Origin of the sequence: Streptomyces sp. LUP47B (assembly GCF_001746295.1) — a bacterium.
In the GTDB taxonomy this organism is placed as follows: domain Bacteria; phylum Actinomycetota; class Actinomycetes; order Streptomycetales; family Streptomycetaceae; genus Streptomyces.
In genome coordinates this window covers 39,277-63,368 of the sequence record NZ_MJAH01000032.1, presented here as the reverse complement: position 1 = coordinate 63,368, position 24,092 = coordinate 39,277, and the positions used below count along the sequence as shown (strand labels likewise).

28 protein-coding genes are annotated in these 24,092 nt (G+C 71.6%); 17 read left to right on the top strand and 11 right to left on the bottom strand.

Annotated elements, in window-relative coordinates:
• Positions 1-1,218 (top strand): hypothetical protein (locus tag BFN33_RS47540; RefSeq protein ID WP_069766452.1); only part of this gene is annotated, 1,218 nt, incomplete at its 5' end.
• 1 nt (position 1,219) lies between these two features.
• Here BFN33_RS47540 and BFN33_RS47535 read toward each other — a convergent pair.
• Entirely contained in the window at positions 1,220-1,633 is a 414-nt protein-coding gene (locus BFN33_RS47535) for a VOC family protein (protein WP_069766458.1), read from the bottom strand.
• Between the two features lie 270 nt (positions 1,634-1,903).
• Between BFN33_RS47535 and BFN33_RS47530 the strand changes: the two genes are divergently transcribed.
• From BFN33_RS47530 to BFN33_RS47520, 3 genes are all read left to right on the top strand, one after another.
• Complete coding sequence (locus BFN33_RS47530; protein ID WP_069766451.1) at positions 1,904-3,502, top strand: ABC-F family ATP-binding cassette domain-containing protein; 1,599 nt, start codon at positions 1,904-1,906, stop codon at positions 3,500-3,502.
• 362 nt (positions 3,503-3,864) lie between these two features.
• A complete protein-coding gene (locus BFN33_RS47525) occupies positions 3,865-4,086 on the top strand; it encodes a helix-turn-helix domain-containing protein (protein WP_004002281.1) in 222 nt (73 codons plus the stop codon).
• A gap of 130 nt (positions 4,087-4,216) precedes the next feature.
• Complete coding sequence (locus BFN33_RS47520) at positions 4,217-5,029, top strand: enoyl-CoA hydratase/isomerase family protein (RefSeq protein ID WP_069766450.1); 813 nt, start codon at positions 4,217-4,219, stop codon at positions 5,027-5,029.
• A gap of 97 nt (positions 5,030-5,126) precedes the next feature.
• On the opposite strand, the gene BFN33_RS47515 is transcribed toward BFN33_RS47520, so the two are convergent.
• Positions 5,127-5,840, bottom strand: a complete 714-nt coding sequence (locus tag BFN33_RS47515) for a nucleopolyhedrovirus P10 family protein (RefSeq protein WP_069766449.1) — start codon at positions 5,838-5,840, stop codon at positions 5,127-5,129.
• Positions 5,841-5,926: 86 nt separating this feature from the next.
• Between BFN33_RS47515 and BFN33_RS47510 the strand changes: the two genes are divergently transcribed.
• From BFN33_RS47510 to amaP, 5 genes are read left to right on the top strand one after another with little or no spacing between them, the layout of a single operon-like run.
• The gene (locus BFN33_RS47510; protein WP_069766457.1) at positions 5,927-6,394 is read left to right on the top strand and encodes an Asp23/Gls24 family envelope stress response protein; all 468 of its coding nucleotides are present in this window, start codon (positions 5,927-5,929) and stop codon (positions 6,392-6,394) included.
• Between the two features lie 36 nt (positions 6,395-6,430).
• Complete coding sequence (locus BFN33_RS47505) at positions 6,431-6,625, top strand: hypothetical protein (RefSeq protein ID WP_069766448.1); 195 nt, start codon at positions 6,431-6,433, stop codon at positions 6,623-6,625.
• Positions 6,622-7,020 carry an Asp23/Gls24 family envelope stress response protein gene (locus tag BFN33_RS47500; protein WP_069766447.1) on the top strand — a complete coding sequence of 133 codons (399 nt, stop codon included), beginning with the start codon at positions 6,622-6,624 and terminating at the stop codon, positions 7,018-7,020. Before BFN33_RS47505 ends, BFN33_RS47500 begins: the two co-directional genes overlap by 4 nt.
• Positions 7,017-7,697: a DUF6286 domain-containing protein gene (locus BFN33_RS47495; protein ID WP_069766446.1), complete on the top strand. Its 681-nt coding sequence runs from the start codon at positions 7,017-7,019 to the stop codon at positions 7,695-7,697. Before BFN33_RS47500 ends, BFN33_RS47495 begins: the two co-directional genes overlap by 4 nt.
• 5 nt (positions 7,698-7,702) lie before the next feature.
• Positions 7,703-8,281 carry an alkaline shock response membrane anchor protein AmaP gene (gene amaP / locus BFN33_RS47490; protein WP_069766445.1) on the top strand — a complete coding sequence of 193 codons (579 nt, stop codon included), beginning with the start codon at positions 7,703-7,705 and terminating at the stop codon, positions 8,279-8,281.
• Here amaP and BFN33_RS47485 read toward each other — a convergent pair.
• Genes BFN33_RS47485 through BFN33_RS47465 form a run of 5 tightly spaced genes read right to left on the bottom strand, consistent with a single transcriptional unit; the run spans position 8,278 to position 13,221 of the window.
• Entirely contained in the window at positions 8,278-9,033 is a 756-nt protein-coding gene (locus BFN33_RS47485; RefSeq protein WP_069766444.1) for an SDR family oxidoreductase, read from the bottom strand. The genes amaP and BFN33_RS47485 overlap by 4 nt on opposite strands.
• A 5-nt stretch (positions 9,034-9,038) precedes the next feature.
• A complete protein-coding gene (locus BFN33_RS47480; protein WP_069766443.1) occupies positions 9,039-10,823 on the bottom strand; it encodes a glycoside hydrolase family 15 protein in 1,785 nt (594 codons plus the stop codon).
• A 33-nt stretch (positions 10,824-10,856) separates the two neighbouring features.
• Entirely contained in the window at positions 10,857-11,132 is a 276-nt protein-coding gene (locus BFN33_RS47475; protein WP_069766456.1) for a hypothetical protein, read from the bottom strand.
• Positions 11,132-11,692 (bottom strand): sigma-70 family RNA polymerase sigma factor, encoded by a 561-nt coding sequence (locus BFN33_RS47470; protein WP_069766442.1) that lies wholly within the window; start codon positions 11,690-11,692, stop codon positions 11,132-11,134. The genes BFN33_RS47475 and BFN33_RS47470 overlap by 1 nt, the downstream gene beginning before the upstream one ends.
• On the bottom strand, positions 11,689-13,221 hold the full coding sequence (locus BFN33_RS47465; protein ID WP_069766441.1) for a sodium:solute symporter: 1,533 nt from the start codon (positions 13,219-13,221) through the stop codon (positions 11,689-11,691). The genes BFN33_RS47470 and BFN33_RS47465 overlap by 4 nt, the downstream gene beginning before the upstream one ends.
• A gap of 166 nt (positions 13,222-13,387) precedes the next feature.
• Between BFN33_RS47465 and BFN33_RS47460 the strand changes: the two genes are divergently transcribed.
• From BFN33_RS47460 to BFN33_RS47445, 4 genes are all read left to right on the top strand, one after another.
• Complete coding sequence (locus BFN33_RS47460) at positions 13,388-13,603, top strand: DUF3311 domain-containing protein (protein ID WP_069766440.1); 216 nt, start codon at positions 13,388-13,390, stop codon at positions 13,601-13,603.
• A 98-nt stretch (positions 13,604-13,701) separates the two neighbouring features.
• Complete coding sequence (locus tag BFN33_RS47455; protein ID WP_256123082.1) at positions 13,702-15,801, top strand: carbon starvation CstA family protein; 2,100 nt, start codon at positions 13,702-13,704, stop codon at positions 15,799-15,801.
• An 8-nt stretch (positions 15,802-15,809) separates the two neighbouring features.
• Entirely contained in the window at positions 15,810-15,998 is a 189-nt protein-coding gene (locus BFN33_RS47450; protein ID WP_069766455.1) for a YbdD/YjiX family protein, read from the top strand.
• A gap of 62 nt (positions 15,999-16,060) precedes the next feature.
• A complete protein-coding gene (locus BFN33_RS47445) occupies positions 16,061-17,008 on the top strand; it encodes a hypothetical protein (protein ID WP_069766438.1) in 948 nt (315 codons plus the stop codon).
• 283 nt (positions 17,009-17,291) lie between these two features.
• Here BFN33_RS47445 and BFN33_RS47440 read toward each other — a convergent pair whose 3' ends face one another.
• The 3 genes from BFN33_RS47440 to BFN33_RS47430 all read right to left on the bottom strand — a co-directional run bounded on the left by BFN33_RS47440 (position 17,292) and on the right by BFN33_RS47430 (position 19,453).
• The gene (locus tag BFN33_RS47440) at positions 17,292-18,089 is read right to left on the bottom strand and encodes an SURF1 family protein (RefSeq protein ID WP_069766437.1); all 798 of its coding nucleotides are present in this window, start codon (positions 18,087-18,089) and stop codon (positions 17,292-17,294) included.
• Between the two features lie 48 nt (positions 18,090-18,137).
• Complete coding sequence (locus BFN33_RS47435) at positions 18,138-18,371, bottom strand: hypothetical protein (RefSeq protein WP_079141422.1); 234 nt, start codon at positions 18,369-18,371, stop codon at positions 18,138-18,140.
• A 98-nt stretch (positions 18,372-18,469) separates the two neighbouring features.
• Positions 18,470-19,453: a DEDDh family exonuclease gene (locus BFN33_RS47430; RefSeq protein ID WP_069766436.1), complete on the bottom strand. Its 984-nt coding sequence runs from the start codon at positions 19,451-19,453 to the stop codon at positions 18,470-18,472.
• Between the two features lie 88 nt (positions 19,454-19,541).
• Between BFN33_RS47430 and BFN33_RS47425 the strand changes: the two genes are divergently transcribed.
• The 4 genes from BFN33_RS47425 to BFN33_RS47410 all read left to right on the top strand — a co-directional run bounded on the left by BFN33_RS47425 (position 19,542) and on the right by BFN33_RS47410 (position 23,034).
• Positions 19,542-20,255: a VIT family protein gene (locus tag BFN33_RS47425; protein WP_069766435.1), complete on the top strand. Its 714-nt coding sequence runs from the start codon at positions 19,542-19,544 to the stop codon at positions 20,253-20,255.
• 134 nt (positions 20,256-20,389) lie between these two features.
• Entirely contained in the window at positions 20,390-21,256 is an 867-nt protein-coding gene (locus BFN33_RS47420) for a sterol desaturase family protein (RefSeq protein WP_069766434.1), read from the top strand.
• Positions 21,253-21,954, top strand: a complete 702-nt coding sequence (locus BFN33_RS47415; protein ID WP_069766433.1) for a lysoplasmalogenase — start codon at positions 21,253-21,255, stop codon at positions 21,952-21,954. Before BFN33_RS47420 ends, BFN33_RS47415 begins: the two co-directional genes overlap by 4 nt.
• A 36-nt stretch (positions 21,955-21,990) precedes the next feature.
• Complete coding sequence (locus BFN33_RS47410) at positions 21,991-23,034, top strand: zinc-dependent alcohol dehydrogenase family protein (protein WP_069766432.1); 1,044 nt, start codon at positions 21,991-21,993, stop codon at positions 23,032-23,034.
• A gap of 17 nt (positions 23,035-23,051) precedes the next feature.
• Here BFN33_RS47410 and BFN33_RS47405 read toward each other — a convergent pair whose 3' ends face one another.
• On the bottom strand, positions 23,052-24,059 hold the full coding sequence (locus BFN33_RS47405; RefSeq protein WP_069766431.1) for a CopD family protein: 1,008 nt from the start codon (positions 24,057-24,059) through the stop codon (positions 23,052-23,054).
• Positions 24,060-24,092: the final 33 nt, after the last annotated feature.

Below are 24,092 nucleotides of genomic sequence, written 5' to 3'. Positions count from 1 at the left end.
CGCGTCGCGCGCTGGGCCGACGGCGCCCTGGGCCCCGGCAGGGACGGCCCGGGCGCCGACGGCAAGGGCACCCTCTCCGACGAGACGGCCGGACGCGCGGCCGGGGACCTCGGCCTGACCGCGGCTCAGGTCCGCGCGGCCTGGGACACCGCCCGCCTCGCCGGTCTGATCGAGGTGCACGGCGACAGCGCGCGCCCGGGCTGGCGGCTGCGCGCCTGGAACCGCGACGACAGCGCCGTACTGCGCGGCTGGGTCGCTCTCTTCGACGCCTGGTCCCTCGCCTCCCCGGAACCCACCGACCGCGAGCCCTCCGCCGTCGCCGAGGTCGTCTCGGCCATGCCGCAGGTGCTCTCCTTCCTCCAGCTGTCGGCCGGCCCCGTCCCGGTCGAGCAGCTCCTGGACCTCCTGGAGCAGCGCGTCACCGAACTGCGCACCGAGCGCTGCGAGATCCCCTACGGTCCCCAGCCGGAGCCCGTGGAGGAGCCCGAGGCGGCCGACGCCCCCCTCGCCCCGCTTCTCGACTGGGCCCTGCGTGCCCTCGCCTCCGTCGGCGCCCTGACCTACGGCGACGGCCAGGCCACTCTCACCCCGCTCGGCAACTGGGCGGTGTGGGTCAAGCTGGAGCAGATCTGCGTCGCCGCGCAGAGCCCCGCCGGCAACATCGAGGTCGCCGCCGAGGAGATGCTGCGCGGCTGCGCCCAGCTGCGCCCCAACGCGGCCCGCGCCGAGTACCGCGCCTGGCTCGCGGCCCGTCCCGTCGGCAGTGCCGTCACCGAACTGCTCGGCGCCGCCCGCGGCGACGACGCCCTGCTGCGCGGCCTCGCCTTCGAGGCCCTGCGCGTCGTCGGCGCCCCGGCCGAGCCCGACGTCCGCTCCGTGGCCGACGAGCCCACCCTGCGGCCGTACGCCCTGCTGTGGCTGGCCGAGCACGACGGGATCGACCCGGAGGACGCGCACGAGGTGCTCACCCGGGAAGAGGCCACCTGGCTGTGGGTCGACACCGCGGCCGCCGTCGCCGACCACGGTGAGGCCCCGATGCTGGTGCGGCACCTGGAGTCCGCCCTCCAGCCGACCGTCCCCCGACTGCTCGACGAGGTCCGGGCCGTCGGTCACCCGCGCACCGTGCAGGTCCTGGTCGCCCTCGCCGCCGCCCACCCCGACCCGGCTCTCGCCAAGGCCGTACGCCGCGCGGCCTTCCAGGTGCACACCGGCGGATGAGTCAGGCGTGGATCTCCGGGGCGTACGTCCCGAAGCTCCACACATTGCCCTCGGCGTCCCTGGCCATGTAGTCCCGGGAGCCGTATTCCTGGTCCGTCGGGGGCATCAGGATCTCCGCGCCGTGCTCCACGGCGTGGCGGTGGTGTGCGTCGACGTCGTCCACGACGACGTACACCCCGCTCGTGCCCGCGTCCTTCATCGCCGCGTCGAAGACGCCGCCGCGGCCCTTCGAGCCGAGCATCACCGCGCCGTTGCCCTGCACCAGCTCGGCGTGGAGCACCGAGCCGTCCTCGCCCTCGTACACCGACAACTCGGTGAACCCGAAGGCCTCGGTCAGCTGCTTGATCGCCGCCTTCGCGTCGGCGTACAGCAGCGTCGGATAGATGCTCGGACGCCCACCGCTCGTGCCTGCCATGCCGATCACTCCCTTGTGATCAAACGCCGGATCGGAAACCGGCTCATGCCGGCAATCCACTCTCCCGACAAGTCTCGCAGCGACCACTGACAACGGCCCGACGGCAACCACGGACCGCCCCGGAGCGAGACCAACCCAACACCCGAACCCACAAAAGTGCTTGCACGCCCCCGTTAGACTTGGCCCATGGCCATTCTCCTCGCGCATTAGACGGCGGGAACGTCCTCAGCCGCCCATCCGTCAATCCCGAATCCGCCCTGGAGTCTGTCCGTGATCTCCGCCTCCGGTATCGAGCTGCGCGCCGGCGCCCGAGTCCTCATCGAGTCCGCCACCTTCCGGGTCGCCAAGGGCGACCGCATCGGCCTGGTCGGCCGTAACGGCGCGGGGAAGACCACCCTCACCAAGTGCCTGGCCGGCGAGGGCATCCCGGCCGCGGGGCAGATCACCCGCTCCGGCGAGGTCGGCTACCTCCCCCAGGACCCCCGCACCGGCGACCTCGACGTGCTCGCCCGCGACCGCATCCTCTCCGCGCGCGGCCTCGACGTACTGCTGAAGAAGATGCGCGACAACGAACAGCGCATCGCCAACGGCCAGGGCGCCACCCGGGAGAAGGCGCTCAGGCAGTACGAGCGCCAGGAGACGGAGTTCCTCACCAAGGGCGGGTACTCCGCCGAGGCAGAGGCCGCCACCATCGCCGCCGCGCTGAACCTCCCCGACCGGGTGCTCGGCCAGCCGCTGCACACCCTCTCCGGTGGTCAGCGCCGCCGTATCGAACTGGCCCGGATCCTCTTCTCCGACGCCGACACCCTGCTCCTCGACGAGCCGACCAACCACCTCGACGCCGACTCGATCATCTGGCTGCGCGACTACCTCAAGTCCTACCGCGGCGGCTTCATCGTGATCTCCCACGACGTCGACCTGGTCGAGACGGTCGTCAACAAGGTGTTCTACCTGGACGCCAACCGCGCCCAGATCGACGTCTACAACATGGGCTGGAAGCTCTACCAGCAGCAGCGCGAGGCCGACGAGAAGCGCCGCAAGCGCGAGCGGCAGAACGCCGAGAAGAAGGCCGCGGCCCTGCACTCGCAGGCCGACAAGATGCGCGCCAAGGCCACCAAGACGGTCGCCGCGCAGAACATGGCCAAGCGCGCCGACCGGCTGCTCGCCGGCCTCGACGCGGTGCGCCAGCAGGACAAGGTCGCCAAGCTGCGCTTCCCCGAGCCCGCGCCCTGCGGCAAGACCCCGCTGATGGCGGAGGGCCTGTCGAAGTCGTACGGCTCGCTGGAGATCTTCACCGACGTCGACCTGGCCATCGACAAGGGTTCACGCGTGGTCATCCTGGGCCTCAACGGCGCGGGCAAGACCACCCTGCTGCGCCTGCTGGCCGGGACCGAGCAGCCGGACACCGGTGCGGTCGTGCCCGGCCACGGCCTCAAGCTCGGCTACTACGCCCAGGAGCACGAGACCCTCGACCCCGAGCGCACGGTCCTGGAGAACATGCGCTCGGCGGCCCCGGACCTCGACCTCGTCGAGGTGCGCAAGACGCTCGGCTCGTTCCTCTTCTCCGGCGACGACGTCGACAAGCCGGCCGGAGTCCTCTCCGGCGGCGAGAAGACCCGCCTCGCGCTCGCCACCCTGGTCGTCTCCTCGGCGAACGTCCTGCTCCTCGACGAGCCCACCAACAACCTCGACCCGGCAAGCCGCGAGGAGATCCTCGGCGCGCTGCGCACCTACCAGGGCGCGGTCGTCCTGGTGACCCACGACGAGGGCGCCGTCGAGGCGCTCCAGCCGGAGCGGATCATCCTGCTGCCGGACGGCGTCGAGGATCTGTGGGGCGCCGACTACGCGGATCTCGTGGCCCTCGCCTGAGTAAGTGCCGCTTGATCGAAAGCGTGATCCACGGCGTGATCCACGGCGTATGGATCATTCGGCCCACCGGTGATCCATCATCTGTGTGAGATCTCCTCGTACCGAGGTGTGTCCTACATCGATTTCACGGCCGAGTCCTTTATCGACAAGGGCTCGGCCGTCGTACGTCGCTGACCTGGTATTTCACAAAGGAACCCGTTCGGCGGTACGAACGGCTCTCGGTGGAATTACAGATTCCGCTTGTGGGGATGCGCTCCTGTCGTCAAAACCCTGTCTTACGGACCTTGCCGAATGGGTGGCCATCGCGCCCCGGAGGGGTGATCATGAGGAGACCAGAGCGCACTTCCCATGAGGAGGCACGGGTGGCCGAGACTCTGAAGAAGGGCAGCCGGGTAACCGGCGCCGCGCGCGACAAGCTCGCGGCAGACCTGAAGAAGAAGTACGACTCCGGTGCGAGCATTCGAGCACTGGCCGAGGAAACCGGCCGCTCGTATGGCTTCGTGCACCGGATGCTCAGCGAATCGGGCGTCACGCTTCGTGGGCGTGGCGGAGCGACGCGGGGCAAGAAGGCCGCATCGTCCTGAACCGGGCGGCCCATCGGCTTCGATGGTGGCCACCCGGTCGGTCGGCTGACTGACCGGGTGGTTACTGTGCAGTCACTTAGCTGTGCCGTCCTGCGGCACGGAGGATGACCGCACTCATCGGAGGCGCCCCATGGCGACGTCCAGCCAGGATGGCCAGGAACTCGTTCCCCTGCTCGACAAGGACGGCGTACGGCTCACCGTCGAGGACACCCTCGCCACGGTGACGCTGACCAACCCGGCCAAGCGCAACGCCCAGAGCCCCGCTCTGTGGCGAGCGCTCGCCGAGGCGGGCCGGCTGGTGCCGGGCTCCGTCCGGGTCGTGGTGCTGCGTGGCGAGGGCAAGTCCTTCTCCGCCGGGCTCGACCGGCAGATGTTCACGCCCGAGGGGATCGAGGGCGAGCCGTCGTTCATCGACCTCGCCCGCAGTGGTGACGCCGAACTCGACGCCGCCATCGCTCAGTTCCAGGAAGGCTTCACCTGGTGGCGGCGAAGCGACGTCGTGTCCATCGCCGCCGTGCAGGGGCATGCCATCGGGGCGGGCTTCCAGCTGGCCCTCGCCTGTGACCTGCGCGTCGTCGCCGACGACGTGCAGTTCGCCATGCGCGAGACCAGCCTGGGCCTGGTCCCCGACCTCACCGGCACCCACCCCCTGGTGGGCCTCGTCGGATACGCCCGGGCGCTGGAGATCTGCGCCACCGGGCGCGTCGTCACGGCCGAGGAGGCGGTGAACACCGGCCTCGCCAACCTCGCCGTACCGCTCGACCAGCTCGACGGCGCCGTGCAGGACCTGGCGGGCGCACTCCTGTCCGCCCCCCGCGACGCGGTCATCGAGACAAAGGCGCTGCTGCGGGGCGCCCAGGACCGCACCTACGACGAGCAGCGCGGCGCCGAGCGGGCGGCCCAGACCCGCCGGCTGCGTGACCTCGCCGGAGTCGGCGACTAGGCCTGTCGGCGGATCGGGCCGGCTGAAGAAAGCAGTGCGGACCGGCCGAGCCGCGCGTGCCGGGGCCCCGGCGCCGCCATGATCCGCGGGGCCGGCCCTAGATCACCACGGCCGTCACCAGCACGGCCACCGTCGGCCGGTCCGGCAGCACCTCTCCCACGGCGGCGCGGACCTCCCGGGCCACGTCCAGGGCCCGGCGGCCCGCGCCCACCGCCAGTTCGACGCGGACATGGCGGCGCGGAAGCGAGCCGTCCCCGGTCTCCCGGTCCCCGATGTGCACCGGCCGTCCGAGCAGTCCGGTCAGCCGGTCCACGCCGGGCACCGTCAGCGCGGCGCCGGCCGCGAGAGCCTCGTCGCCCGGCCCCGCCGCCACGGCACGCGGCAGCTCGGGCTGTCGTACGGGAGACGGTTCCGCGTCCTCGTCCACGAGGGCCGTCACCCGCAGGTCCACCTCGCCGAGCTCCAGCCCCAGCAGCAGCGCCGCTCCGGCGAGTGCCGTGCGCAGCCGCTCCGCCGTCACCGGCAGCGGCCGTGCGGGGGTGGCCTCGAACTCCGCCGAGACCCGCAGCGGGCCGGGCGGCAGCGCGCTCGGCGGCGGCGGTACGGCGGGCTCGTGCGTGTCCTCCGGATCGGCGAGGCCGATACGCACATCGCCGAGCCGTACATCCGGTAGGTCCCGCACGGCGGCTCGCAGCACTCCCTGAGCCACCTCCTCGGAGATCCACACTCCGTCGCGCGGCCCGCCCAGGGGCAGCAGCCGCCCCAGCCCCAGCTGATGCCGCACCGTCCGTGCCCACTGCTCCGCCGTCATTACCCCAGCCTGCCGCATCTCCGGCGCGCGATCGCGCAACCGCGCATACGGTGGTCGAAGGAGGATGACCGAAAGGGGTGATGGCCATGACCGACATGACGCAGAGCAACACCGAGGTGGAGTCGTCGGTGCAGCCGCGGAAGACCACCAAGCGCGGTGGAGGCGACGCGGCGACACGTGGGCGGACCACCATCGCCGACGGTGTCGTGGAGAAGATCGCCGGACTCGCGGCACGCGACGTCCTCGGCGTCCACGCCATGGGCAGCGGGCTGAGCCGCACCTTCGGGGCGGTACGGGACCGGGTGCCCGGCGGTTCGAAGTCCGCCACCCGCGGGGTCAAGGTGGAGGTCGGCGAGGTGCAGACCGCGCTCGACCTGGAGATCGTCGTCGACTACGGCGTCTCGATCTCCGACGTGGCCAGGGCCGTGCGGGAGAACGTCGTCGCCGCGGTGGAGCGGATGACCGGCCTGGAGGTCGTCGAGGTCAACATCGCGGTGAGCGACGTGAAGCTGCCCGACGAAGAGGACGAGGAGCCGGAGACCCGGCTCCAGTAGCCGACCACACTTTCAGGGACCTTTAGGGAGCGCGCGATGAGCATGGCCGTGGTCGGCATGATCGCCGGCATGGCGCTGGGCTTCGCAGGTTATTTCGGCGGATTCGGCGCCTTCCTGTTGGTGGCGGCGCTGGGCGCCATCGGCTTCGTCGTCGGCAGGTTCCTGGAGGGGGACCTGGAGGTCGGCGACTTCTTCCGCAGCCGTGACGACCGGCGTGACCGGCCGCGATGACGTCCGTGAGCAGTGAGGCAGGCGCGGCGGACGAGGTCCGCAGACCCCTGACCGCGACCGCCGTGCCGCCCGGCGAACGGGGGGCGACGAGGATCGCCGACCGGGTGGTCGCGAAGGTCGCGGGACAGGCGGCCCGCGAGGCGCTCGGACAGCTCCCCGCCGAGGCCCAGCCGCCGTACGCCGGGGTCGTCGTCCACCGCGGAGTCGCCCGGATCCGCATGCACCTCGAACTCGACTACCCCTGTGACATCGGCGCGCGTTGCCGCGAGGTGCGTCAGCAAGTGGTCGAGCGGGTAGTCGCGTTGGTGGGCATGGAGGTGTCGGAGGTCGCCGTCCAGGTGGAGCGGCTGCATCAGGCACAGGCGCACGGCGTGGCACAGGGGAGGACGCGATGAGCGAGCTCCAGGGTTCCGAAGGCACCACACAACGGCTGCCGGTCATCGAGAAGGCACCGGACCAGCGCGACCAGTCCGCGTCGGCGGCCGCGTACGGACCACCACCCGTCCTGGACGGCGGGGCGGGCGGCGGCGCACGCCGTTTCTGGTCGGCGCGCAGGATCCCGGCGGGCATCGTGGCCCTGCTGCTCCTGCTCGTCGCGGGGATCTTCCTGTACGACATCGCAGCCGTCCGGGCCGACCGGCCGGCCATGCACTGGCGCCGCGAGCTCGCCCGGCAACTCGCCGAACGCCCCCTGGACGACACCTGGGTCCTGGTGGGCGCCGGAGTCGCCGCGGCCCTGGGCCTGTGGCTGATCGTCCTGGCCGCCACACCAGGTCTGCGCGGCGTCCTCCCGATGAGCCGCACCCATCCGGACGTCCGGGCGGGCCTCCACCGCGACGCGGCCGCGATGGTCCTGCGGGACCGGGCCATGGAGGTGGCCGGCGTCCAGTCCGCTCGCGTACGGATGCGCCGGAAGAAGGCCGACGTCCGCGCCGTCTCCCACTTCCGCGAACTGGACGACGTACGCGCCGACTTGGACGTGACCCTCACCGAGGCGATCACGGCACTGGGCCTGGCCCGGCCCCCCGCCCTGTCGGTGCACGTGGCGCGGACGACCAGGAAGAAGGGCTGAGGCCGATGCTCAGGACCGTCAACCGCGTACTGATCGGCCTGGTGGGGCTGGTACTGCTCGTCGTCGGCGGCTCGGTACTCGCCGTCGGCCTCGGCCTGAACCCGCCCTCCTGGTGGATCCACGACGGCGAGAAGGACGTCCTGCTGAGCGACGCGGAGCGCACCCGCTGGGACGGCGAGGGCTGGTGGTGGCCCACCGTCATCGCCGCACTGGCACTCGTGGTGCTGCTGACCCTGTGGTGGCTGACCGCGGTCCTCCGCAGGCGCCGGCTCACGGAGGTACGCGTCAACACGGGCGACGGCGAGGGCGCACTGCTGAGGGGACGGGCCCTGGAAGCCGTACTGGCAGGCGACGCGGGCCAGTTGGACGGTGTGCAACGGGCCCAGGTAGGCCTGAAAGGCCGCCCGGACGCCCCGGAGACCCACGTACGCCTCCACCTGGAACCGCACGTGGATCCGGGAACAGCCCTGAACACCCTGACGGAAGAGGCCCTGGCCCATGCCCGCAACTCGGCGGGGCTCGACTCGCTACCGGCCGAGGTCCGCATGACCGCCGTCAAGCACAAGGCGGAAAGGGTCAGTTAGAAACCGTGCCGCATGCCCCCGTCGACAGGCAGCATGACCCCGGTCAGATAGGAGGCGGCAGGAGACAGCAGGAACGCCGCCGCCCGCCCGAACTCCTCAGGCGTCCCGTACCGCCGCAGAGGAATCCGGGACTCGTTCGCCGCTCGGGTGGCCTCGGGATCCGCGGACAACGCATCCAGCTCCCGCACCCGATCCGTGTCGATACGGGACGGCAGCAGCCCCACCACCCGAATTCCCCGGGGCCCCAGTTCGTCGGAGAGCGACTTCGCGAACCCGGCAAGGCCGGGCCGCAGCCCGTTCGAAATCGTCAGCCCCGGAATCGGTTCATGCACGGACCCGGAGAGCACGAACCCGATGACACCTCCGGCCTCCAGCTCCGCCGCAGCCGCCCGGGCCAGCCGTACCGCGCCCATGAACACGGACTCGAACGCGGCCTGCCACTGCTCGTCCGTGTTGTCGGCGACGAACCCGGGCGCCGGTCCGCCCACGCTGATCAGCACCCCGTCGAAGCCCCCGAAGTGCTCCCGCGCGGCGGCGATCAACCGCTCCGGCGCCGAGGGATCGGCGTTGTCGACGGCCACCCCCACGGCGTTCGGCCCCAGCTCCGCCGCCGCAGCGAGCGCACTCTTCTCCTCCCGCCCGGTCACCACGACCTTCGCCCCGTCCGCGACCAGCGAAGTCGCGGCCGCGTTGCCCAGCCCCCGGGTCGCTCCGGTGACGACGTACACACGGTCCTTCAGTCCAAGATCCATGGCTCCTATCCTGCCTCCTCGTCGCCGTACAGCGTGAGGGCGGTGTTCACCAGTCCGATGTGGCTGAACGCCTGCGGGAAGTTGCCGAGCTGGGCGCCGGCCACGGGGTCGTACTCCTCGGACAGCAGCCCCACGTCGTTGGCCAGTCCCAGCAGCCGTTCGAAGAGTTCCCGCGCCTCCTTCGTACGGCCCGTCATGTGGAGCGCGTCGGCGAGCCAGAACGAGCACACCACGAAGGTGCCCTCGCTGCCCGGCAGTCCGTCCACCGTCGTCTCGTCGGCGCTGTACCGGCGGACGAATCCGCCGTGGTCCAGCTCCGTGCGGACCGCGTCTACGGTGCCGACGACACGGGGGTCGTCGGGCGGCAGAAAGCCGACGCGCGGGATCAGCAGCAGGGACGCGTCGAGTGCGCGCGAGCCGTAGTACTGGGTGAAGGTGTTGCGTTCGGGGTCGTAGCCCTTCTCGCAGACCTCACGGTGCACCTCGTCGCGCAGCGCTCGCCAGCCGTCCGGGTCGCCGGTCAGATCCGGGAAGGCCTCCAGGGCGCGCACGGCGCGGTCGGCGGCGACCCACACCATGACCTTCGAGTGGACGAAGTCGCGGCGGTCGCCGCGCACCTCCCACAGTCCCTCGTCCGGCTGCCGCCAGGAGGACCGGAGAAAGTCCAGCAGGACACTCTGCAGGGACCACATGTGCGGTTTGGCGGGCAGGCCCGCCCGCCGGGCCAGCGACAGCGAGTCCATGACCTCGCCGTACACGTCCAGTTGGAGCTGTTTCACGGCCGCGTTGCCGATGCGTACCGGTCTGGAACCGCCGAAGCCGGACAGCCACGGCAGCTCGAACTCCGGCAGCCGCCGTTCTCCCGCGAGGCCGTACATGATCTGGAGGTCCGCCGGGTCGCCGGCCACCGCGCGCAGCAGCCAGTTCCGCCAGGCCTCGGCCTCCTCCAGATAACCGCACTGCACCAGGGCGCCCAGGGTAAGGGTGGAGTCGCGTAGCCAGCAGTAGCGGTAGTCCCAGTTGCGCACCCCGCCCATCTCCTCCGGCAGCGAGGTCGTGGCCGCGGCCACGATGCCGCCGGTCGGCCGGTAGGTGAGCGCCTTCAGAGTGATCAGGGAACGGACCACGGCGTCCCGGTGCGGGCCGTCGTAGCGGCAGCGCGCCGCCCACGCCTGCCAGTCGGCCACGCTGCTCTCGAGCGCCTCGAAGGGGTCGGTCAGCGGGGGCCGCGGCTCGTGGGAGGGGTGCCAGGTGAGGACGAAGGCGACCTTCTCGCCCTCCTCGACGGTGAACTCCGAGCGCGTCGCGAGGTGTTCGCCCCAGGTGCGTACCGGGGGCTCGCTGCGCAGCCACATCGCGTCGGGTCCCGCGACGGCCACCCGCTGACCGTCGGATCTGCGCATCCAGGGCACGATCGAGCCGTACTCGAAGCGCAGCCGGAGCGTGCTGCGCACGGTGACCCGGCCGCGGAGCCCCTCCACGACGCGTACGACGTCGGGGGCCAGGTCGCGCTGCGGCATCAGGTCGGTGACGCGCACCGCGCCCTCGTCGGTCTCCCACTCGGTGTCCAGGACGAGGGTGCCGGGGCGGTAGGCGCGCCTCGTGCACCGGTCGGCGTTCTCCGGAGCGATCCGCCAGTGCCCGTTCTCCTCGTCGCCGAGCAGCCTCGCGAAACAGGCCCCCGAGTCGAAGCGGGGCAGGCACAGCCAGTCGACGGAGCCGTCCATGCCGACCAGAGCGGCGGTCTGTTCGTCGCCGATGAGGGCGTAGTCCTCGATACGGGGGTGCACGGAGAGCGGGTTCCCGGCCGGTCGAGACGGCAATCAGGGGTGGGGCCGGGGGAGTGACGCCGCAGTGCCGGAGAAGATCACCCCCGGATGGGCCGGAGTCTGGTTCAGCACCCACAGACCGATCAGCGTCGCCAGCGCGAACACGACCGCGACGAGCACGGCGAGGACGAGCCGTCGGCGGCGCTCGCGGCGCAGCCACTCGCCGCGTGCCGTGCGATAGGCGTCGGGTGCCGCGTGCACCCCGCCCGCCAGCGCGGCCAGGGCCTCCTGGAGTTCCCGCTCGGTGCGGTCCGGACTCGCGTCGTTCATCATCGCCGGGCCTCCATCGCCTGGGTCAGGGCGGCCAGGCCGCGTGCCGTGTGGGTCTTGACGGAGCCGCCGGAGATGCCCATCGCCGAGGCGATCTCGCTCTCCTTCAGCCCGAGCCAGTGCCTGAGCACCAGCGCCTCACGCTGCCGGGCGGGCAGCTGCTGGAGCGCGTCGACGAGGACACGCTGGTCGTCGTGGAGGAGCGCGGTGCTCTCGGCGGAGGCGACGAGTTCCGTGGACGGGGCCTCGACGTGTCTGCGGGCGACCTGGAGGTGCCGTATCCGCATCCGCGTCAGATTGCAGACGGTGGAGCGCAGATAGGCCTCCGCGGCCTCGGAGTCCCGCAGCCGCCGCCACTTGCGGTAGATCTGGTAGTAGGCCTCGGCGACCACGTTCTCCGGGTCGTCGGCGCCGAGCAGCACGGCGAGGCGGAGCATGGAGGCGTAGTGCAGCTCGAACAGGCGGGCCACCCCGGCCTCGCGCTCCAGCTCGGCCGGGTCGGCCGCCGCCGGGGCGAGCGGGACGGGCCCGGGGGTGCCGTGTCTCAGATGCTGTCTCACGGGTTGTTCGCTCCCGTCTCAGGGCGCCGCCTGACGGTCAGGCGCGACGGTAGGTCGGTCAGGTCGGCGCCGCGCGGGACGCCGAGCCGTTCGAGGGCCGCGGTTCCGGCCAGGGCGACGGTCAGGTTGAGCAGGAGGGCGACGAGACCGGCGTAGATCTGGAAGGGCCCGCTGCCGAGCGAGGAGAACCCCTCGCGGACGACCAGGAAGGTGCCGGCCAGCATGCCCGCGCCCCACCCGGCGAGCAGCGCCCGCGGATGCAGCCGCCCGGTGAACAGGCCCACGGCGACGGCCGGGAAGATCTGCAGGATCCAGACGCCGCCGAGGAGTTGGAGGTTGACGGCGTCCTGGTCGCGCAGCCCGAACACGAACGCCACCGCGCCCACCTTCGCCGTCAGCGACACCGCCTTGGCGATCCGCACCTGCCGTTTGGGCGTGGCCGTCGGATGCACGTACTCGACGTAGACGTTGCGCACGAAACTGGTGGCCGCCGCGATCGACATGACCGCCGCCGGGACCAGCGCCCCCACGGTGATCGCCCCGAACACCAGCCCGGCCAGCGGCCCCGGCATCAACCGGTCCACCAGCATCGGTACGGCGGTCTCGGCGCCGCCCTCCGGTGCCCGCACCCCGGCCGCGAGTGCCGCGATGCCCAGGAACCCGAAGAGCGCGAGCAGCCCCGTCCAGGCGGGCAGGGCCACGACGACCTTGCGCAGGGTGCGTGGGCCGTCGGCGGCGAAACCCGCGGTCAGGACGTGCGGGTACATCAGCAGGGCGAGGGCCGAGCCGAGGGCGAGGGTGGCGTAGGCGGGCTGCTGCTGCGGCGAGAGGAGCAGGGCCGGTCCGCCCAGGCGCTCGGCGGCCCCGTCGAACACCGCGCCCGGTCCGCCGAGCCGTTCCAGGACCAGCCAGGTGACGGCGGTGAGCGAGACGAACACGGCGACCGCCTTGAGCGCGGAGATCACGGTCGGCGCCCGCAGCCCGTGCCGGTAGGTGGCCACCGCGAGGCCCGCGAACAGCGCCACCATCACCAGGTCACCGGTCGCGCCCCGCGGATACACGCCCCCCGCGGTCAGCACCGCCCGTATCCCGAGCAGTTGCAGCGCCAGGTAGGGCATCGTCGCGAGGATCCCCGTCAGCGCGACCACCAGGGCCAGCGGCGGCGAGCCGTAGCGGCCGCGCACGAAGTCGGCGGCGGTGATGTAGCCGTGCCGGCGGGCCACCTCGCCCAGACGGCTGAGCAGCACGAAGGCGATCGGGCACACGATCACCGTGTACGGCACCGCGAAGAAGGCGGCCGCGCCGTTGCCGTACGCCAGTCCCGGTACGGCGGTGAAGGTGTACGCGGTGAAGATCGTGCCGCCGAGCAGCAGCCAGGTCCACACCGGCCCCAGACTGCGGTCGGCCAGCGCCCAGCCCTCCAGGGACGGCAGCCGGTCGCTGGGACGCAGACGGCGCGCGGTCACGGCGAGCAGCGACGCTCCGCCGATCACGGCGAGGAACGTCGCGGTCATGGCGCTGTCGGCCATGGTCACCGTCCTTGGTGTGTCTGTGCCCTCGCGCATAAGTTGCGCGGGCCGCCGGTTCGGATGACCGACATCGGCGGGAAATCTCCCCGGAATTCGCTGTCAACCGTCCGGGGGAGGTGGGCAACTCTTGCACAGACCCACAGCGATGAGGAGAGGAGCGCAGGTCATGGCACGGACCGGTCATCACCGGCTACGGCGCGTCGCGATCGCCGTACTGCTTCTCGCACCCACCGCGGGACTGCTGTGGGTTCCGCTGTACGCCGGTGCGGAGCCGCGCCTGGCGGGCACGCCGTTCTTCTACTGGTACCAGCTCGCCTGGGTGCCGGGGTGCGGTCTGTGCCTGCTCGCCGCGTATGCGCTGACCGACCGACATCGCCGCTGACTGTCTTCGTGTCTTTCCCGTTCCACCGTTTCCGGTGAGGAGCCGCCATGCCCGAAACCGTCCTTCAGCCTGCCCTCGAGGCGCCTGAAAAATCACGTATGTCACCCCGGTCGATCTTGCTGTGGTGTGTCGTCGCGCTGCTCGGCGCGGTCGCCTGGGGCGTGCTCGCGCTGGCCCGGGGCGAGAAGATCTCCGCGGTCTGGCTGGTCGTCGCCGCGCTCGGCTCGTACGCGATCGCCTACCGCTTCTACTCCCGGTTCATCGCCCGCCGTGTCCTGAAACCGGACGACCGTCGCGCCACTCCGGCCGAACGCCTGGAGGACGGCGTCGACTTCCAGCCCACCGACAAGCGGGTGCTCCTCGGCCACCACTTCGCGGCCATCGCGGGCGCCGGACCGCTGGTCGGCCCGGTGCTGGCGGCCCAGATGGGATATCTGCCGGGCACGCTGTGGATCGTCGCCGGAGTGATCTTCGCGGGGGCCGTGCAGGACATGGTCGTGCTGTTCCTGTCCATGCGGCGGGACGGCACGTCGCTCGGGCAGATGGCCCGGGACGAGATCGGCCGGGCGGGCGGCGCGGCCGCGCTGGTCGCGGTCTTCGCGATCATGATCATCCTGCTGGGTGTGCTGGCCCTGGTCGTGGTCAACGCCCTGGCGCACTCCCCGTGGGGCACCTTCTCCGTCGCCATGACCATCCCGATCGCCCTGTTCATGGGCTTCTGGATGCACCGCATCCGACCCGGCCGGGTCGTGGAGACCAGCTTCATCGGCGTCGCGCTGCTGCTGCTCGCGATCGCCGGCGGCAGCTGGGTCCAGAACTCCTCGCTGGCCTCCGCCTTCACCCTGAGCCCGACGACCCTGGTCTTCTGCCTGGTCGGCTACGGCTTCGTGGCGTCGGTCCTCCCGGTCTGGATGCTCCTGGCCCCCCGCGACTACCTCTCCACCTTCATGAAGATCGGCACCATCGCGCTGCTGGCCGTGGGGGTCGTGGTCGCCGCCCCGGTGCTGCGCGCGGACGCGGTGAGCGACTTCGCCACCTCGGGCGCGGGGCCGGTGTTCGCGGGCTCACTGTTCCCCTTCCTGTTCATCACCATCGCCTGTGGCGCGTTGTCCGGCTTCCACGCGCTGGTCTCCTCCGGTACGACACCGAAGCTGATCGAGAAGGAGTCGCAGGTCCGTCTCATCGGTTACGGCGCCATGCTGATGGAGTCCTTCGTCGCGATCATGGCGCTGATCGCGGCGGCGACCCTGGAGCCCGGCCTGTACTACGCGATGAACGCCCCGGCGGGACTGCTGGGGACGACAGCCCAGTCGGCCTCGCACGCGGTGGCGGGCCTCGGCTTCACCATCACGCCCGACCAGCTGACCCAGGCAGCCAAGGCGGTCGAGGAACAGTCGCTGATCGCCCGGTCCGGAGGCGCCCCGACCCTCGCGGTCGGCATGTCGGAGATCTTCTCCGGGGTGTTCGGCGGGACCGCCATGAAGGCCTTCTGGTACCACTTCGCGATCATGTTCGAGGCGCTGTTCATCCTGACGACGGTGGACGCGGGCACGCGGGTCGGCCGCTTCATGCTCCAGGACATGCTCGGCAACGTGTGGAAGCCGGTCGGCCGGGTCAACTGGAAGCCGGGCATCTGGCTGTGCAGTGCTCTGGTGGTGGCGGCCTGGGGCTACTTCCTCTACACCGGCGCCACCGACCCCCTGGGCGGAATCAACCAGCTCTTCCCGCTCTTCGGCATCGCGAACCAGTTGCTGGCGGCGATCGCGCTGGCCGTGTGCACCACCGTCCTCGTCAAGTCCGGGAAGCTGCGATGGGCGTGGGTCACCGGGGTCCCGCTGGCCTGGGTGGTCGCGATCACGTTCACCGCGGGCTGGCAGAAGATCTTCTCCGACGACCCGCGGGTCGGGTTCTTCGCCCAGCGGGCCAAGTACGCGGACGGCATCGACGCGGGCCAGGTGCTCGCGCCCGCCAAGACGCTCGACGACATGCACACGGTGGTCACCAACTCCACGGTCGACGGGGTGCTGATCGCTGTGTTCCTGCTGCTGGTCGCGGTCGTGATCGTCAACGCGGGCGTGGTGTGCGCACGGGCCGTCCGGGCGCCGGGCGCGTCACCGACCACCGAGGCGCCGTACGTCGAGTCACGGATCGATGTGCCCGAGCAGGCCGGTGAGGAGCTCGTGGGAGTGCGCTCGTGACGGTGACCGTGACGGCGCGGCGGTGGGCGCGGGCCGTCCGGTGGTACCTGCGGGAGCTGACCGGGGAGGCGGAGTACGACCGCTACCGCGAGCGGCATCTGCGCCACCATCCGCTCGCACCGGTACCGACCCGACGGGAGTACGAGGTGCTGCGCAGCCGGCACCGGGAGGCTCACCCGCAGGGGCGGTGCTGCTGACGCCGCCGTCGTGGACCACGGGGCGGGCACACCGCCCGCCCCACTCACCTTTCGGGACCGAGATGTTCAGACGCCGTACCGCCCTGCTGGTCCACCCCGCCCTCGACGACGACGCGCTGCACGCGACGCTGACCGAACTCCGGCCCACCCCTCAGCTGCACGGCCTCGGCGCGGGTTCCAGCCGTCCACTGTGGCAGCCGGTCGCCGACCTGCTGCGGGACACGGGGCGGGACTGGGATCGCCGGTGGCACCGGATGTCCGTACTGGCGGACCGGCTGCCGGTCTCGGTGTCCGAGCGGTGGATCACCGAACGGCCCGGAGACGGGGACGCGCTGGCGTTGTGGGCCTGTGTCCGGTGTGTACGGCGGGTCCCGGCCGACGGGTGGGCCGCTGTCCGGGACGCCGAGCGGGCGTGTCTGCGTGCCGCCGACGTCTGCCCCGAGGATCCGACACCCTGGCTGGCCCTCCTCGACCTGATGCACTCCCTCGCCGTACCGGTCCGGGACGCCGTGCCCGTCTGGACCGAGGCCGTCACCCGTGCCCCGTGGCACCGGGGCGCCTACCACCGGTTGCTGAGTTATCTGTCCCCGCGCGGTCACGGCTCGGTCGCCGACATGATGGACTTCGCCCGGCAGGGTGCCGCCCGCGCCCCGCACGGATCGCCCCTCGCCCTGCTCCCCGTGGCGGCCCGCGTCGAACTCGTCGCCCACCGGCAACGGCAGACGTCCCTCGGGGCCGACAGCCACTGGAACGAACCCCTGGCCGGCGCCGAGATCGAGTCGGCCCTGACTGACTGGTTCCACACCACCGCCGCACCGCACGCCGAGGCCGTCGCCGACCTCAACATCCTGGCCTTCGCACTCGTCCGCGCGCACCGCCCGGCCGACACGGCGCCTGTGTTCCGGCGGATCGGCCGCCGTATGACCCCGCATCCGTGGGAGCTGCTGCCCGAGCCGGAGCGCACGTTTCTCTATTGGCGGGACCGGGACGGGGGCCGTCCGGGCCGGTGAGGCGGACGCTGTGGTGGGTGCGTCCAGGCCGGGGCGAGGGCGCACATGGGCGGTGCGGTGGGCCGGGCCACTGGTCACGTTGTGGTCGGCGGTCTGGGGTACGGGGCTGGTGGCGGCGGGGCCGGCGGTGTGGGGGCGGGAGGGGCGTCACCCCGTGGCTGACGTGGGGCGGGGCCGGTCGACGACACTGCGGTCCGCCTGGGGGCCGGGCCGGTGTCACACCCCCGTCGGGCCTGGGACCGGGGCGGCGTCACACCGCGGTCGGCGTAAGGCCGTGCCGGTGTCACACCGCGGCCGGCTCCGCACTCGTCGTGCTGTCCTGCTCCGCCTTCTCCCGCCGGTCGCGGAGTTCCCGCCGCACCAGGACCACCCAGCCGATCGGAACGCCGACGGCGAACAGCCACCACTGGATGGCGTAGGCGTAGTTCAGCGCGGCGTCCTCCTTGCCCGGGTTGGCGCCCATCAGTTCCGGGCTGTCGCCCTTCGGCTCGGGTGCCGTCTGGGCGATGTAGCCGCCGAGCACCGTGGCGCCCAGCCGCTCGGCCTCCTGCTCGCTGTTGATCAGCATGACCTGCCGGTCGGGCAGTCCCTTGAGGTTCTTGATGCCGCTCGCCGCGGTCGTCTCGTCGGGCATCAGCCGTCCCGTGACGGTGATCTCACCCTTCGGGGGAGCGGGGATCTTCGGGAACGCGGTCTGGGTCGGGCCGTCCGAGGGGATCCACCCCCGGTTGACCAGCAGCACCTTGCCGTCGTCCAGGACGAAGGGGGTCAGGACGTGGTACCCGACCTCGTCGTCGGAGTTGGTGCGGCGCCGGACCACGACCTCGTCGTCGGTGTCGAAGTGACCCTTCGCGGTCACGCTGCGATACCGGTCGTGGGTCGTGACGGTGTGTCCCGGCGAGGTCATCTGCTCCGCGGGCACCGGCTTCGCGGACATCGCCTCGGAGACCAGCTGGTTGCGGGCGGTGCGCTCCTCGTAGCGGTGCATCTGCCAGATGCCCAGCCTGATCATCGTGGGGATGAGGAGCAGGGCGACCAGCGTGAGGATCACCCACTGCCGGGACAACAGGAAGCGGTACACCCCACGACCGTACAACTCGGACCGTGGGGTGTTCGCACAGGGGTGTGGTCAGACCCGGTCGACGATGCCCGCCCTTCCCTCCGCACGGGCGCAGTGCGCCCCGCAGAACCAGTGGCCCTCGACCTCCACACCCTGCCCGATGATCTGCACACGACAGTGCTCGCAGATCGGGGCCATCCGGTGGATCGCACAGGAGAAGCAGTCGAAGACATGCACCGCGCCCTGTGCGTGCACCTCGAAGGTCATGCCGTAGTTATTGCCGCAAACTTCGCAAGTCGCCATGCGCCACAGGGTGGGCCGTCGGCACCGCGCGGACGGGTCGGCGCGGGGCGAGTCGTACGGCAAATCACCCGTCCGTACGGTCCGCCCCGTCCGTACGGTCATCCCTCCGACGCGGGCTCCACATCCCTGAGAAGCTGCCCGAAGGCCGCCTCGTCGACGACCGGTGTGCCGAACTGCCGGGCCTTGACCACCTTGGACGTGCCCGAGTCCGGGTCGTTCGTCACGAGCAGACTGGTCAGCCGGGAGATGCTGGTGGCGACATGCAGCCCGGCCTCGACCGCCCGGTCCTCCAGGAGGTCGCGCTCGATCGAGGTGTCCCCGGAGAACGCGATCCGCATGCCCTGCTTGAGCGGCCTGCCGTCCTCGTAGCGCCCCGGGTTGGGGTAGGGGCACGCGGGCCGCCTGCGCGCGGGCCGCCAACTCGTCGGCCGGTAACTGCCGTAGCCCGCCGACTGCCTGGGCACCGCCCGGTCCGTCCACTCGGTCAGCGGCCGGCACTCGTGCAGGGGCAGCCGCACGCTTCGCGCGGCCGCCGCCCGCAGACTCGGCCGGAACGCCTCCGCGAGCACGCGCGCGTCGTCGAGGGCATGGTGCGCCCGCTGCTGTACGACGCCGAAGTGCGCCGCCAGCGACTCCAGCTTGTGGTTGGGCAGCGGCAGCCCCAGCTCCTTGGACAGGACGATGGTGCACAGCCGCTGACTCACCGGCGGCACCCGTCCCGCGCGCGCGTACTCGCGGGCGATCATCTGCCAGTCGAAGACGGCGTTGTGCGCGACGAGCACGCGACCGTCGAGACGGGTCGAGAACTCGTCGGCGATGTCCTGGAAGAGAGGCGCGCCTTCGAGTGCCTCGCTCGTGAGCCCATGGATCCACACCGGGCCGGGATCGCGCTCCGGATTGACCAGCGTGTACCAGTGGTCCTCGACCTCGCCGCGCGCGTCAAGCCGGTAGACGGCGGCGGAGATTATCCGGTCGTCCCGGGCCAGGCCGGTGGTCTCCACGTCGACGACCGCGTATCCCTGCGGATACACGGCCGGCCACGTTGTGGGGGAGGACGCTGCGGTCGTCTGGTCTTCGAGCATGGTCAATGAGGATACGGGCCGCGACTGACAGTCCCTCACCGTGGCGTCGGTGCCCGGCTCGCGGCGACCGGGGTGCCATCCTCCGGAGATGACCGAACCGACGCACGACGAGGCCCACGGCGGCGCGCTCGGCGCCCGCCTCAACTGGCTGCGCGCGGCCGTCCTCGGCGCCAACGACGGCATCGTCTCCACGGCGGGACTGGTCGTCGGCGTGGCCGGCGCGACGAGCGACCGCGCGGCGTTGCTGACGGCGGGTCTGGCGGGCCTGCTGGCCGGCTCGATGTCCATGGCGGCCGGGGAGTACGTGTCCGTGTCGACCCAGCGCGACTCCGAGATGGCCGCGCTGGCGGTGGAGAAAAGGGAGTTGAGGGAACAGCCGGAGGCCGAGCTGGAGGAGTTGACGGAACTTCTGGAGGAACGGGGGCTGTCACGCGACGTGGCCCGTGAGGCGGCGGAACAACTGACGGAACGTGACGCACTGCGGGCCCACGCGCGCGTGGAGCTCGGCATTGACCCGGACGCCCTCACGAACCCCTGGCATGCGGCCTGGGCGAGCTTCCTGGCGTTCACGGCGGGGGCGTTGCTGCCCCTGCTCGCCATCGTGCTGCCACCGTCGGGATGGCGGGTCCCGGTAACGGTGGTGTCGGTGGTGGCGGCGCTGGTCCTGACCGGCTGGAGCAGCGCACGGTTGGGGTCGGCGGCTGCGGGGCGGGCGGTGGTGCGCAACGTGGTGGGCGGGGTGCTGGCGATGGGGGTCACGTACGGCGTGGGGGTGTTGTTGGGGGCGGCGGGGGTCAGTTGACGTGGAGGCGGTCCGGAACAACCTCCTATTGACACCCCTTGGCGGAGATCGCCAAGAAGCAAGCGCGTACCACCGGTAATACTTGTGGGTAACAACGTCTAGCCGCGCCCGACCGGCGGTTCTACGGTGCACGCATGCCGAACCTCCCCGACGTCGTGGTCTGGTCCATACCCGCCTTCGTCCTGCTCACCGTCATCGAGATGATCAGCGTCCGCGTCCATCCCGACGAGGACGCGGCCGGCTACGAGACGAAGGACGCCGCCACCAGTATCGGCATGGGACTGGGCAGCCTCTTCTTCGACTTCCTGTGGAAGATCCCGATCGTGGCCCTCTACACGGCCCTGTACGAGCTCACCCCGCTCCGCGTCCCCGTCCTGTGGTGGACGGTCCCCCTGATGCTGCTCGGGCAGGACTTCTTCTACTACTGGTCCCACCGCGGCCACCACGTCATCCGCATCCTGTGGGCCTGCCACGTCGTCCACCACTCCAGCCGGAGGTTCAACCTCACCACCGCGCTGCGCCAGCCCTGGACCACCCTGACCGTCTGGCCGTTCTACGTCCCCCTCGTCGCCGCCGGCGTGCACCCGGCCGCCCTCGCCTTCTGCTCCTCCGCGAACCTCGTCTACCAGTTCTGGATCCACACCGAACGCATCGACAAGATGCCCCGCTGGTTCGAGTTCGTCCTCAACACCCCGTCCCACCACCGCGTCCACCACGCCTCCCAGGGCGGCTACCTGGACCGCAACTTCGGCGGGATCCTCATCGTCTGGGACCGGCTCTTCGGCTCGTTCGTCGCCGAGACCGAACGGCCCGTCTACGGGTTGACCAAGAACATCAACACGTTCAACCCGATCAAGGTGGCCACCCATGAGTACGTAGCGATCATCAAGGACGTCAAGAAAGCACGGAGTTGGCGCGAGCGGGCGGGGCGGGTCTTCAGGGGGCCGGGCTGGGCACCGGCACCGGTACCGGAGACGGCCGAGGAAACCGTGCCCGCGTGAGAATCCCGAGCGCCCACGGAACCCACCGCACCCGCCGCGCACTCCTCGCGGTCTTCGCCCTCGCCGCCGCCGTCGACCTCACCTGCCTGGCCACCGGCTTCGCTCCCGGGCACGCCGTCGCCAAGCCCTTTCTGATGCCCCTCCTGGCCGCCTACTCCGTCGCGTCCGCGGCACCCCGGCTCCTGGTCGCCGCCCTTCTGTGCGGCTGGGGCGGCGACGTCCTGCTGCTGTCCGACTCCGATCCCGCCTTCCTCGCCGGCATGGCCTCCTTCGCGGCGGGCCACGTCTGCTACCTCGCGCTCTTCCAGGCGTACGGCAGCCCACGCGCGCGTGTCGGCCTCCTCGCACCCGCCTACGCCACCGCACTCGTCGTCACCGTCGTGGCCCTGTGGCCGGACCTGCCCGCCGGACTGCGCGTGCCCGTCGCCGGCTACAGCGTCCTGCTCACGACCATGGCGTGCGCGTCGGCCGTGCGGTTCGGGGCGCTCACCGGACTCGGCGGCGCGCTCTTCCTCCTCTCGGACACGCTCATCGCGACCGGCGTCGCCGACCGGCCCCAGCTCCCACGGCCCGACTTCTGGATCATGCTCACGTATCTCGCCGGGCAGTTCCTGCTGGCCGGCGGCACACTGCGAGCCCTCGAAGCACGCCCGGGACCGATGGCGACGTACGGTGAGGTGCGCTCGACCACCCCCTGAGCGCCGCCACGCACTCGCACGAGAAGGACCCTCGCCATGCGCGCCACCACCATCCACGCCCCCTACGACATGCGCGTGGAGGACGTGCCCGAGCCCGTGGTGCAGCTGCCGACCGACGCCGTGCTCCGGGTGCTGCGCGCCTGCATCTGCGGCAGTGACCTGTGGGCCTATCGCGGAGAGGCGGCCCGGAAGCCGGGGCAGCGGATTGGCCACGAGTTCCTCGGCTTCGTGGAGGAGACCGGCTCGGAGGTCGGTACGGTCCGCCGCGGTGACCTCGTCGTCGCGCCCTTCATGTGGTCCGACGGCGTCTGCGACTACTGCCGCGAGGGACTGACCACCTCCTGCGAGCACGGCGGATTCTGGGGGTCCGTCGGCTACGACGGCGGCCAGGGTGAGGCCGTGCGCGTCCCCTTCGCCGACGGCACCCTCGTACGGCTGCCGAAGGAGGCGGCTTCCGACGACCGCCTGCTGTCCTCCCTGCTGACCCTCTCCGACGTCCTGGGCACCGGCCACCACGCGGCCCTCGGCGCCGGAGCCCGCCCGGGCGCCACGGTCGCCGTCGTCGGCGACGGGGCCGTCGGCCTGTGCGCGGTGCTCGCGGCCAAGCGGCTCGGCGCCGAACGGATCATCGCCCTGGGCCGTCACCAGGTCCGCACCGACCTCGCGCGCCGCTTCGGCGCCACCGACGTCGTCGCCGAGCGCGGGGACGCGGCCGTCGAGGCCGTCCGCGAACTCACCCGCGGCCAGGGCGCGCACGCCGTCGTCGAGGCCGTCGGCACCGAGCAGTCCATGCGGACGGCTGTCGGCATCACCCGCGACGGCGGTGCCATCGGCTTCGTCGGTGTGCCGCACGGCAGCGGCACCGGCGTCGACCTCGGTGTCCTGTTCGACCGGAACATCGCGCTGCGCGGCGGGGTGGCGCCGGTCCGTGCCTACATCCCCGAGCTGCTCCCCGACGTCCTGGACGGCACCGTCGACGCCTCACCCGTCTTCGACATGACCGTCGACCTGGAAGGCGTCCCCGACGGCTACAAGGCGATGGACGAGCGCACCGCCCTCAAGGTCCTCGTCACCAACTAGCGCTCACCAGGCGGCTTTCACCAGCGGATCGGCAGCGGCAGCGCCGTCAGCAGCCCCGACACCACGACCACGAGCCCCAGGGCGACGACCTCCGCACGTGCGGGGGCGCAGGCGGTCAGCGACGTGGGGGCGCGGCGCAGCCGGATCCGGGCCCACAGGGCGAGAGCGGCGACGACCGCCACGAGGAGCACCTTGGCGAGCAGCGTGCGCCCGTAGGCCGTGTCCGTCAGCTGGTCCAGAATCGTGCCGGGCGGCATCCGGCGCAGCGAACTCCACACACCGGTCGCGGTGATGGCGGCGAGCAGAACGGCCGCCACGCGCGCGTAGAGCCCGAGCAGCGCCGAGCCCGGCTCCCCGGGGCCCCAGCGGCGCAGCGTCCGCAGCACCCGCAGCAGTCCGCCCGCCCACAGCGCCGCGCACGTCAGATGAACCAGCGTCAGTCCGGAGCCGGTCAGCGGACCTTGTTGGGTCGGGGGATGCGCGCGCAGGGCCTCCGCCACGACCACGGCCGCCAGGGGCCACACCTGGGTGGCCGGGCGGGCAGAGCGGGCGCAGAGGCCGGCCACCAGGAACGCGTTGACCTCCAGGAGCGCCAACTTGCCGTCCCGGGACTCGTACAGGCCGCCGATATTGATCTCGGAGAGGCTGTGCGGTACCAGATTGCCGGTCGCCACGACCGACGCCAGACCCAGCGCGGCGAGAAAACCGGCGGCGGCCGCATACGGGGCCCAGGAGCGCGGCACGTCCGTCGGGGCATCGGGCACGGAGCGGGCCAGCAGGCCCACGAACAGCTCGCCCAGCGGCACACACAGCGCCGCGAACAGCACCGCCCGCAAGAGGGCCACCCCGCCGGCCCCGGGCGCGGCGGCTTCCCCGGTGCCGTGCAGCGCGGCGGACGGCCCGAACAGGGGTATCGCCATGGCCAGTACCGCCAGGACAAGGACGGCGACCGCCCGGCCGGTGCCGGGACGCCGGGTGGGGCCCCCCGCGTCGGTCGCCTCGGAGGTGGGTCTTATCAAGGTCACCCCACGATCTTGACCACAACGGACAGAACCGGG